This is a genomic window from Kitasatospora sp. NPDC001309 (genome assembly GCF_042896295.1).
Classification (GTDB): Bacteria; Actinomycetota; Actinomycetes; order Streptomycetales; family Streptomycetaceae; genus Kitasatospora.
Map to the genome: position 1 here is coordinate 49,720 of NZ_JBIAXC010000058.1, position 10,878 is coordinate 60,597.

Sequence of the window (10,878 nt, forward strand, 5' to 3'; positions counted from 1 at the left end):
CCGGGGCCCGCGGCATCACGCCACGGGGCTCCCGATCCCGGCACGAACGGCCCGGCTGATCGCGTCCAGGTTGTCGTCGAGGAAGAAGTGACCGCCCGGCAGGACGTGTTGGGCGAACGGTCCGGTGGTGTGCGCGGCCCAGCCGGCCGCGTCCTCGGGCCGGGCCGAGGCGTCCTCGTTGCCGACGAAGGCGGTGATCGGTACCGGAACCGGCGGTTCGTCACCGCAGTCGTAGGCGTCCAACCAGCCGAAGTCGGCCCGGCAGACGGGCAGGACGAGTTCCAGCAGTTCCGGCTCGTCCAGCACGAAGGCGGGCAGGCCACCGCCGCGCACCAGCCGCTGGAGCATGGCGTCGTCCGGCAGCGCCGACAGGCCGTCGAAGATGTCGTCGCCCCGCGGCAGGTCGGGCCGCGGGCAGCCCGACACGAAGAGGTGGACGGGCAGTTCGGCCCCTGACCGGCGCAGCCACCGGACCACCTCGAAGGCCAGCAGGCCGCCCATCGAGTGGCCGAACAGCGCGTACGGGCGGTCGGCGGTGGCCGCGACGGCCTCGGCGATCCGCTCCACGTCGACGGCCGCGGGCTCACCGAGGCGGCGCTCCCGGCCCGGCAGGGCCAGCGCGGCGACCTCGACCTCGGGGCCGAGCGCGGCCGGCCAGCGGGCGTAGATGGACGTGGCGCCGCCCGCATAGGGGAAGCAGACGAGCCTGACCGGCGCCTCCGGACGCAATTCTCGGGAAACGAACCATTTGTCGGGGAGTATCTGGCCGTTCACGGGCGCCATCCAGGAAGTCCGGCTTTTGGCCCGAGGTCGTCCGGAAAGTCCATGGTCTCCGAAGCGGCCTTTCTGGAAAAGATGTCAGAACTCATTCGATCCGTCACTGGATCGCCGCTCTGCGGAGGCCGGTCGTGCCGCCTGGTCGGTTCTGCCATCGAGGATGATGAATAGTGTGCCGATCAACCGCTGATGACTGTACCTCAGCTGAGTGAGCACGCTCAATAGTTGGCGATAACCGGCCAGCGGGCGGCAGCGCCCCCTCCCGAATGGGTCGATTCGACAACCCGCCCACCGCGCCCGGGAATCGGGGCGCAACTCGCGGGGAACTCCCATTGGCTTATCCGGCGGCGCCCCGTACGGCACGGCCCGGCGGCAGGCGGGCGCCGACCGGGCGGGGGCCGGACCGGACCGGGCGAGGGCCCCCGCCGCCCGGGCGGTCGGTCCACGAACCCGACCGCCCGGACGGCCGCCCGGCGAAGGGGCGTTGGCGCGCCGGGGTGTCGGGGCCGTCCGGGTTGTCCGGGGCGTCCGGGCCACGGGCTCAGGACACCAGCGGCGCCCCCGCGACCTCGGTCAGCGTCACGGTGCACAGCCCGCCGCGCTGAACCTGCACGTCCGTGACCTCCAACTGGGTGCCGGGCAGCAGGATGTACTCCTCCTCCCCCGTGAACGCCGAGAACCGCTGGATGCCCGTGGCGCGCAGCGGCCGCACCTCGAACAGCGTCCGCTTGCCCCGGCTGCCCAGGAAGGACTTCGCCACGCCCGGCTCGGAGGTGCAGGAGGACACCCCCCACCACGTCACCGTCCGCCCCAGCGGGTACTGCTTGCGCAGGTCCAGGGCCACCCCGCGCCAGAGCGGCTCCGTCCGCACCGGCAGCTGCGACACCGCCCCGAACAGCAGCCGCAGGTACGGCAGGTACGGCACCAGCCGGGCCCGGTCCGGGGAGCGCAGCACCGCGTTGATCTCCCGGTAGAACGCCGACTCGCAGGTGTACAGGTACAGCGCGGCGATCGCGTCCGCGGACAGCCCGTCGGGCACCCCCGGGCCCCCGCGCCCGTCCGCCCGACCGGCCACCTGCCCGGCCGCGCGCTCCGCCGCCCATTCGTCCGCCCGCCGCCTGCCGAACTCGTGCGACGACGTGACGTGCCGGTCCAGCCCGCGCAGCAGTTCGGCCACCGGGGCCACCGCCTCCCGGAAGTCCATCAGCGGCGTGTCGAACACCCCGCTGATGGCCGGGAGATCGAGACCCTCGTCCTTCACCCCGGCGAGCCGGTCCAGGTACAGCTGGTGCAGCTCCATGGTGGACGCGATGAACGCGCCCATCCGCTCGGCGACACCGCCGTCGGCGCCCCCGGCCGCGGCCGCGGCGGCGTCCCAGCCCTTGCTCGGCAGCCAGTCGATCCCGTCCGCGCCGAGCGAGGCGAGCGCGGCGTTCACCGCGGCGAAGTGCTCGTTGTCGCAGAAGATGTCGCCCTGGGCCGCCGGGTTGGCGTGGTCGATGTGCCGGACCTCGACCCCCGGGTACTTCTTCTCCAACCGCTGCACCACGCTCTTCAAGCTGCGCGCGTGCGCACCCCACCAGGCGAAGACCACCCCCCGGTCCTCCTCCCCCGCCTGCTGCTTGGCCCGCAGGATCTCCTCCACGATCCGCTCGGCCACCGGCCGCCAGAACCCGGTGTGCTGCTCCGGGCCCATCGCGCCGTCCGCGCTGGCGGTCAGCGCCGCGTTCAGCAGCAGCACGCCCTGGGTCAGCATCGCCTGGAACCACTCCGGCGGCTGGACCGTCTCCTCCTTCTTCAACAGCGCGCGGATGTCCGCGATCGGCGTCTTCTTGGGTATGCCGTACTTCCACATCGCCGCGGCCTTGATGATGCAGCGAATGCTGATCACCCGGCCGAACTGGCTGTCCTTCCAGTCGTGGAAGGCGTTGTCGAACATCGCGATGCCGGTGGCGCTCTCCGGGCGCGGGTACGGGTTCTGCCCGAAGACCACCACCTTCCACCGGTGCGGGGCGTGCGGCTTGAGCGCCTGGAAGGTCAGTTCGCGGACCGGCACGACCTCCGACCCGCGCTCCGGGCCGATGAACGAGGCCGCACCGGGCTGCGCCTCGATCACCGGCTTGAGCACCGGGAGCCACGGCTCGCCGCCGCCCCGGAACAGCTCCGCGAGGGCCAACGGGTCGTTCGGGTCGTTCGTTCCGGGCTGGTCGGTGGCGGAGGTGTCGGCAGCGCTCATGGTGGTACTCCGGGCTGGTCGGGTCACGGAAAGGCGTCGAATGACGGTCCGTCAGCTCTCCGGCGGACGACACCTTCCTAACAGCCCGCACCGACATTCCGACCCGTCGCTCCACCCGACGGTCCACCCGGCGCTCCACCAGTCCGAACGGCCCCGGACGGATTGTCAGTGGCACCCGCTAGCGTCGGATTCGACCGGGAGAACGACACGGAGAACGACAGGGAGAACCTCTCCCCGTACGAAAGGAGTTGCCGCATGACGACGGACCGCGCGCAGTCCCCGCTCAGGGTGGTACTGACGGACCTCAACGCCTCGGTGGTCGAGTCCTGGCGGGCCGCCTTCGCCGACACCCCCGGCATCGAGATCCGGCAGGGCTCGATCCTCACCGAGCAGGTCGACGCCTGGGTCAGCCCGACCAATTCCAAGGGCCGGATGGACGGCGGGGCGGACGCCGCGATCAAGCGCCACCTGGGGGCGGGCATCCAGCTGAAGGTGCAGCGGAGGATACGCAGCGCCCACGCGGGCACGCTGCCGGTGGGCAGCGCGGTCTGCGTGCCCTCCGGTGCGGTCAACCCGAAGTTCCTGATCTCGGCGCCCACGATGCAGACCTCCTCGCAGAACGTGAGCGAGACCTTGAACGTCGCCCTCGCCTGCGCCGCCGCCTTCCAGGCCGTCCACCGGCAGAACCTGCTCGTGCCGGACAGCATCCGGTCGGTGGCCCTGGTCGGCATGGGCGCGCAGACCGGCCGGGTGCCGGCCCGGGTGTGCGCCAACCTGATGTGGACGGGCTACACCCTCTTCCAGGACCACCGGTTCGAGGACGACGACGAGCTGCGCGCCACCATCCTCGCCCAGCTGGACGACCTGGAGCAGGCGCCTGCCACCACCCGGGTCCGCATCGCGACGCCCCCGGCCCGCAGCCGCTCCGGGCGGTAGTCCGTTCCGCCGGCAGTTCCGTCGGAAGCCCCGCCGGCCCTCAGGCCGCGCCGAGCGCCAAGCGGATCCAGCGCTCCGCCTCCACCGTCGCCGTCGCCACGTCGAAGGCCTCCGGCGCGGCCGCCGCCTGCACCACCAGCCCCTTGAGCAGTCCCACGAAGGCGAACGCGAAGGCCCCGGCATCCACCCCTGCGCCGGGACCGACCCCGGCTCCGACCTCCACCCCTGCGCCCGCCCCGGCCCGCAGCTCCCCGTCCGCCAGGCCCTGGCCGACCACGTCCGCCACCCAGCCGCGCGTCCGGGCGTCCAGCTCCGCCACCGCCGGCGTCAGTTCGGAGGTGCCCGCCAGCGCCTCGGCCCCCAGCACCACGAAGGCCCGGCCCAGGTCGGTCGGGTGCCGCACGCCCTCCAGCACGCCCCGGGCGAAGCGGCACAGCTCCTCCGCCGCCCCGGCGCCACTGCGCTCGGGCGCGGCCGCCGCCATCGCCTCGGCCAGCGCCTCCTCCTGCAGCCGGGCGAGCAGCGCGGCCTTGGAGCCGAAGTAGTGGGTGGCCAGCCCCCGGCTGAAACCCGCCTCCTCCCCCACCCTGGCCAGGGTGACCCCGGTGCTGCCGTGCTCGGCGATCAGCCGGGCGGCGGCGGCGATCAGCGCCGCCTCGGCGTGGGCGCGCCGTTCGGCCTGGGTGCGGCGGGGCGGGGGCCCCTGCGGAGCGGTCGCGCGGGTGGCCGGGTCATCGTGCGTGGGCATGGCACCATGCTAGGGTTGAACTTGCTTGTTGGCTAACAAGCAAGTTTGGGATGACGGAGCACTCCCCGGCCCCGCTACCCCCGGCAGAAGGGAAGTCCCGATGACCGCCACGATGCTCGCCGGCCGCCTCGACGTCACCAAGGGCGCGTTCGCCGTCGAGGAGGTGCCCGTCCCGACCCCCGGCCCGGGCGAGGTGCTGATCAAGGTCGAGGCCGCGGGCGTCTGCCTCTCCGACGTCCACCTCATCGACGGCACCCTCAAGCCCTTCCTCCTCGACGGGGACAAGGTCACCCTCGGCCACGAGGTCGCGGGCACCGTGCACACCCTCGGCGAGGGCGTCACCACCGCCGCCGTCGGCGACCGGGTGCTGCTCCAGGCCGGCGAGACCCGCAACGGCCGGGTGCACACCCGCGGCGTGGACTACGACGGCGGCTGGGCCGAGTACGCCCTCGCCACCGCCACCACGCTCGTCCCGATACCCGACGAACTCCCCTTCGAGCAGGCCTGCTTCATCCCCGACGCGGTCTCCACCCCCTGGGCCGCCATCACCGGCACCGGCGCCGTCCGACCCGCCGAGCCGGTCGGCGTCTGGGGCGTCGGCGGACTCGGCGCCCACGGCGTCCAACTGCTGCGCGCCATCGGCGCCTTCCCGATCGTCGCCGTCGACCCGCTCCCCGCCGCCCGCGAGCGCGCCCTCGCCTTCGGCGCCGACGCCGCCCTCGACCCCACCGACCCCCGGTTCGCCGACCGCCTGCGCACGGCCACCGCCGGCCGTCCCCTCGCCGCCGCCTTCGACTTCGCCGGTGTCGCCGCCGTCCGCGAACAGGCCGTGGCCGCCCTCGGCGAACGCGGCCGCCTGGTCCTGGTCGGCCTCACCGACAAGCCGCTGACCATCACCAAGGGCACCATGGTCAGCTACCTGCGCCAGCAGATCCTCGGCCACTACGGCTCCGACGGCCAGGACGTCATCGACCTGGTCGACCTGGTCCGCGGCGGCCGCCTCGACTTCGCCCGCTCGGTCAGCGGCACCTTCTCGCTCGCCGACGCCGCCCGCGCCGTCCAGGCCCTGGAGCGCAAGGAAGGCAACCCCATCCGCCTCGTCCTCAAGCCCTGACCGGCGCCCCCGCACCTGCCCGACTGAGCCGGGCACGGCACCGGGCCGGCAGCCGCCCCTGCGGCTGCCGGCCCGCACGCGTCCTACTCCACGGGCGACACGTGCAACACCGGCTGCACCGGCACGGCCTCGACCGGTCCCCCCATGGCCTCCCGGTAGTAGCGGACCCGGAACACCCCGGACAGACTCGCCGTCACCGCCAACCCACCGCCCAGACACACCGCCGCGCCCGCGACCAACAGCGCACCGAGCACCCGGTCCTTCACGGTGAAGCCCAGAACCAGGGCCACCAGCGACGGGAGCAAGGTCAGCACCACCGGCAGGGCCACCCAGCTCGAACCCCACACACTCGTCCAGCCCTCACGCCGGTGCACCTCCCGGGACCTCCGCAGCGCCTCGCGGATCCCGACACCGTCGAGCACCATCGCCGGCAGCACCAGGTAGCCCACCATCACCCAGCTGGCCCCGACCAGCAGCACCGCTCCCACCAGGATGGTCAGGGCCCCGCCGACCGCCCAGCCCGCGATGACCGGCAACCGCCCCGCCGCCCGCGCACAACTGGACCACACCCCGACCGCCCGCCCCCGCAGAGCGTCATCGACCGCGATCAGCATCGCCGCATTGCCGAAGGTCACCAGGAACAACAGCACCACCAGCCCGGCCGCCCCGACCACCACGCTCCCCCCGAGCAGCACCTCCGCCCACACCAGCAGCGCGGCCGCCCCGACCGTCACCGCCACCGTGACCCCCGACAGGAGCAGCAGCTTCTTCTGCCGCCACACCACCCCCACCAGCGTCCGCACCGACCCACCCTCACTCACGTTCCCACCTGCCAATTCGGCTACTCCAGCAGACTGCCCATGTGCCCGTCGTCGATCCGGATCGGCCAGAAGTGCTCCTCGCTCGCGAACGCCTCCGGATCGATCGCCCGCAGCGCCTCCTCGGCCGCGCCGTCGAACAGCTCGCACGGGTCGAAGACCGACCAGGGGGCTTCCTTCCGCTCCCGGTACGCCTCCTCCCGCGCGGCGCGCAGCCGGTGGAACGTCCAGAGCGTGTACAGCAGCGCGGAGAGGTCGCGGTGCAGGTAGGCGGCCGTCCCGCCGTCGCCCCACACATCGGTGAGCTCGACCCGCCCGGTCGCGCCGTCGAGCAGCACGTCGAAGTCGTACATCCACCCACCGAGCACCGGGAACCCGCGCTGGTACGCCCGCTCCGAGGGCTCCTCCTCGTCGTCCTCGGGCTCGTAACCCTCCAGCGGCCCTTCGGCATCGACCTCCAGCACGCACCGCCCGGACACCGGCAGGCCGACCTCGGTCAGCAGCCGCCGGGTCGGACCGTGCGTCACGTTCGCGGGCAGCTCGTCCTCCCCGAAGCGACGGACGCCGCCCTCCCCCTCCGCCGTCGCCAGGTCCGCCACCAGGGCCGGAGTGACGGCGTACGCCGACCCCCCCGGCCCGCCCGGCCCGGCGCCCCACGCCAGGGCACGGACCGTCACCGCCGCCTCCCAGTGCGCGGGCCGGCCACCCGTCCGCCGGTACAGCTCCGGATCGGCCTCCCGCAGCAACCGCCGTCCGGTCTCCACGACCTCGGCCACTCCGGCGGGCCCGTACTCCGCTGCCCCGCCGAGCCCTTCGACCACCCGCGCCAGCGCCAGCAGACACGCCGTGCTGCTGGCCAGCAGGTCCCGCCGCAGCGCCCCGTCGTCCCCCGGCCGCCCGAGGAACACCTCCCCGCTCGCCCCGTCCAGCAGCACCGCCGCGGGCCCCTCCCAGCCCTCGTACCGCGCCTCCCCGAGCAGGGCGAACCCCTCGACCACCCGCGGCGGCTCCTCCCCCGCGGCCCCGAGGTCCAGGTACGCCCGCCCCCAGCACGACCCACCAGCAGCCAGCAGCTCCCGCCCCACCACGCACCCCTTGCCCCGCCGCCCCGCGCCGGAAGATCACCCACTACCGCGAGCGACCCTAACCGACCCCGCCGACACCCCGGCCCGCCGGAGGCCGTCCGCCCCCTCGCCCGGCCCCCGACCCCCGACGCCCGACACCCCCAACTCCGGCACATCGCGGGCGAAATGGCATGCACGCCACTAGCCAACCGGCCAGTAGCGCCCCTACCGTCGACTCCCCGTGGCTTCGACGGAGGAGCTCGCCTTGCCCCCACGCACACGCCCCCACCCCCTCCGGTCCGCGGCCGTCGCGCTCGCGTCGGCCCTGTTCGTCACCGCCGCCCTGACCGCCCCCGCCACCGCCTCCCCCACCCCGGCCGCCGCCGCCCCCGACTACTGCGGCGGCCGCTGCACCGACATCCTCCCGCCCGGCGAGAACGGCAACGCCACCCTCGCCGAGATCCTGCTCAACCGGATGTTCGGCAGCCGCCCGGCGCACACCGACGACCAGCTCGGCCCGTACTCGGCCCTGGCCTCCGGCTACCCGGGGCTGACCGAGGCCGGGTTGCGGAACTTCTTCAACGACGCCTCCTTCGGCGTCCCCGCCGACCAGGTGGCCAGCACCGTCAGCCCGCGCGCGGACGTGACGATCGTGCGCGACAAGGCCACCGGCGTCCCGCACATCAGCGGCACCACCCGCTACGGCACCGAGTTCGGCGCGGGCTACGCGGCCGCGCAGGACCGGCTCTGGGTGATGGACCTGTTCCGGCACGTCGGCCGCGGCCAGCTGTCCGGCTTCGCGGGCGGCGCGGCCGCCAACCGGCAGCTGGAGCAGAGCTTCTGGCAGGCCGCGCCGTACACCGAGGCCGAGCTGCAGCAGCAGATCGACGCGCTCGCCGCCCGCGGCGGCCGGGCCACCCAGGCACTCGCGGACGCCAACGCGTACCTGGACGGCATCAACCAGTACGCGAGCCAGGCGTACAACGCCCGGACCTTCCCCGGCGAGTACGACCTCACCGGCCACATCGACCCGATCACCAACGCCGGTTCGATCGAGCCGTTCAAGCTGACCGACCTGGTCGCCCTGGCCTCCGTGGTCGGCGCGCTGTTCGGCGCCGGCGGCGGCGGTGAACTCGCCTCCGCCCAGGTCAAGTCGACCGCCGAGGCCCGGTACGGCAAGGACGCCGGGGACGCGCTGTGGAAGTCGCTGCGCGAGTCCGACGACCCGGAGGCCGTCCGCACCCTGCACGACGGCCAGAGCTTCCCGTACGCGACGGTGCCGGACGCCCCGCAGGGCCAGGCCCTGCCGGACCCGGGCTCGGTGGTGCCGGAGAAGGTGGTCTACGACGCCACCGGCTCGGCGAACTCCGCGACCACGAAGGCGGACGGCGTCCTGCCCGGCAACCTGCTCACCGCCAAGCACGGCATGTCCAACGCCCTGCTGGTCTCCGGCGCGCACACCGACGACGGCCACCCGGTCGCCGTGTTCGGCCCCCAGACCGGCTACTTCGCCCCGCAGTTGCTGATGCTGGAGGAGATCCAGGGCCCCGGGATCAGCGCCCGCGGCGCGGCCTTCGCCGGCCTCAGCTTCTACGTGCAGCTCGGCCGCGGCCAGGACTACGCCTGGAGCGCCACCTCGGCCGGGCAGGACATCACCGACACCTACGCCGTCCCGCTCTGCACCACCGACGGCTCCCCGGTCACCACCGCCGCCGACTCCTACCTCTGGCACGGGCAGTGCCTGCCCTTCGACCGGCTGGAGCGCAAGGACGCCTGGAGCCCGACCACCGCCGACTCCACCGCGGCGGGCTCCTACACCCTGGTGATGTACCGCTCGAACTACGGCCTGGTGACGGCCCGCGGCACCGTCGGCGGGGCGCCCGTCGCCTTCACCTCGCTGCGCTCCACCTACCGCCACGAGGCCGATTCCATCATCGGCTTCCAGGAGTTGAACGACCCCGGCGCGGTGCACGACGCGCCGAGCTTCCAGCGGGCCGCGCAGGACATCAACTACACCTTCAACTGGTTCTACGCCGACTCCCGCGACATCGCCTACTACAACTCCGGCAGCAACCCGGTGCGCGCCCCCGGGGTGGACGCCGGACTGCCCGTGCTCGCCCGACCCGCCTACGAGTGGGCCGACTTCGACCCCGCCACCAACACCGCCCGGTACACCCCTCCGGCCGAGCACCCGCAGTCCGTCAACCAGGACTACTACGTCTCCTGGAACAACAAGCAGGCGGACGGGTTCACGGCGGCCGGCTTCGGCAACGGCTCGGTGCACCGCGCCAACCTGCTCGACGACCGGGTCAAGGCGCTGCTCCGGGGCGGCGGCAAGGCGAGCCGGGTCACCCTCACCCAGGCCATGGAGAGCGCCGCCCTGGCCGACCTGCGGGCCGAGGACGTCCTTCCCGACCTGATCCGGGTGCTGCGCAGCGCCCCGGTCACCGACCCGGCCGCCGCCACCGCGCTCCAGCAGCTGGAGGCCTGGCTCGCCGACGGCGCCCAGCGCAAGGAGACCTCGGCGGGCAGTCACGCCTACGCGGACGCGGCCGCGATCCGGGTGATGGACGCCTGGTGGCCGCTGGTCGCCGACGGCGTCATGCGGCCCGGGCTCGGTGACCAGCTGTTCTCGGCGCTGACCGGCGCCCTGCAGATCAACGAGTCGCCCTCCGGCGGCCAGACCGGCGCGACCGGCGGCGGCCCGGTGAGCGCCAACGAGGGCATCCCGCACAAGGGTTCGGCCTTCCAGTACGGCTGGTGGAGCTACCTGGACAAGGACCTGCGCGCCGTCCTCGGCGACCCGGTCGCCGGCCCGCTGGCCCGCCCGTTCTGCGGCGGCGGCGACCTCGCGGCCTGCCGCACCGTGCTGCAGACCACCCTGGCCAAGGCCGCCGCCCAGACCCCCGCCCAGGTCTACCCGGGCGACGCGGACTGCACGGCGGGCGACCAGTGGTGCGCCGACACCGTCATCCAGCGCCCGCTGGGCGGGGTGACGGACGCCAAGACCACCTGGCAGAACCGTCCGACCTACCAGCAGGTGGTGCAGTTCAGCGCCCACCGCTGACCGGCGACGAGCGGCCGCCGGTGCCCGGCCCGGACCAGGACGACCTGTCGCTCCTCGATCCAGGTCAACCCGATCAGCCGGGTCGCCTCGCCGCGCGAACGGGCCCACAGCGCGGGGA

The 10,878-nt window shown here is 73.7% G+C and carries 8 protein-coding genes; 3 read left to right on the plus strand and 5 right to left on the minus strand.

Annotated elements, in window-relative coordinates; genetic code table 11:
• Positions 1-15 precede the first annotated feature (15 nt).
• Positions 16-729: a thioesterase II family protein gene (locus tag ACFY2K_RS38145; RefSeq protein ID WP_375890542.1), complete on the minus strand. Its 714-nt coding sequence runs from the start codon at positions 727-729 to the stop codon at positions 16-18.
• Between the two features lie 589 nt (positions 730-1,318).
• Positions 1,319-3,013 carry an ADP-ribosyltransferase domain-containing protein gene (locus ACFY2K_RS38150; protein WP_380593317.1) on the minus strand — a complete coding sequence of 565 codons (1,695 nt, stop codon included), beginning with the start codon at positions 3,011-3,013 and terminating at the stop codon, positions 1,319-1,321.
• A 255-nt stretch (positions 3,014-3,268) separates the two neighbouring features.
• Between ACFY2K_RS38150 and ACFY2K_RS38155 the strand changes: the two genes are divergently transcribed.
• Positions 3,269-3,949: a macro domain-containing protein gene (locus ACFY2K_RS38155; protein WP_375890546.1), complete on the plus strand. Its 681-nt coding sequence runs from the start codon at positions 3,269-3,271 to the stop codon at positions 3,947-3,949.
• 40 nt (positions 3,950-3,989) lie between these two features.
• Here ACFY2K_RS38155 and ACFY2K_RS38160 read toward each other — a convergent pair whose 3' ends face one another.
• Positions 3,990-4,697, minus strand: a complete 708-nt coding sequence (locus ACFY2K_RS38160) for a TetR/AcrR family transcriptional regulator (protein ID WP_380531839.1) — start codon at positions 4,695-4,697, stop codon at positions 3,990-3,992.
• A 100-nt stretch (positions 4,698-4,797) separates the two neighbouring features.
• On the opposite strand from ACFY2K_RS38160, the gene ACFY2K_RS38165 reads away from it, so the two are divergent.
• On the plus strand, positions 4,798-5,811 hold the full coding sequence (locus tag ACFY2K_RS38165) for a zinc-binding dehydrogenase (RefSeq protein ID WP_387717248.1): 1,014 nt from the start codon (positions 4,798-4,800) through the stop codon (positions 5,809-5,811).
• A gap of 83 nt (positions 5,812-5,894) precedes the next feature.
• On the opposite strand, the gene ACFY2K_RS38170 is transcribed toward ACFY2K_RS38165, so the two are convergent.
• Together ACFY2K_RS38170 and ACFY2K_RS38175 are read right to left on the minus strand one after the other, a co-directional pair.
• Positions 5,895-6,632 carry a hypothetical protein gene (locus ACFY2K_RS38170; RefSeq protein WP_387717250.1) on the minus strand — a complete coding sequence of 246 codons (738 nt, stop codon included), beginning with the start codon at positions 6,630-6,632 and terminating at the stop codon, positions 5,895-5,897.
• Between the two features lie 20 nt (positions 6,633-6,652).
• Positions 6,653-7,714: an SUKH-4 family immunity protein gene (locus tag ACFY2K_RS38175; protein WP_387717252.1), complete on the minus strand. Its 1,062-nt coding sequence runs from the start codon at positions 7,712-7,714 to the stop codon at positions 6,653-6,655.
• 244 nt (positions 7,715-7,958) lie between these two features.
• Between ACFY2K_RS38175 and ACFY2K_RS38180 the strand changes: the two genes are divergently transcribed.
• Positions 7,959-10,760, plus strand: a complete 2,802-nt coding sequence (locus ACFY2K_RS38180; protein ID WP_387717254.1) for a penicillin acylase family protein — start codon at positions 7,959-7,961, stop codon at positions 10,758-10,760.
• The last annotated feature ends 118 nt before the right edge of the window (positions 10,761-10,878 follow it).

What these genes read in the sequence shown, in the direction of transcription:
- ACFY2K_RS38165 (WP_387717248.1), top strand. Translation starts at nt 4,798, where the DNA reads ATGACCGCCACGATGCTCGCCGGCCGCCTCGACGTCACCAAGGGCGCG.
- ACFY2K_RS38150 (WP_380593317.1), bottom strand. Translation starts at nt 3,013, where the DNA reads ATGAGCGCTGCCGACACCTCCGCCACCGACCAGCCCGGAACGAACGAC.
- ACFY2K_RS38155 (WP_375890546.1), top strand. Translation starts at nt 3,269, where the DNA reads ATGACGACGGACCGCGCGCAGTCCCCGCTCAGGGTGGTACTGACGGAC.
- ACFY2K_RS38160 (WP_380531839.1), bottom strand. Translation starts at nt 4,697, where the DNA reads ATGCCCACGCACGATGACCCGGCCACCCGCGCGACCGCTCCGCAGGGG.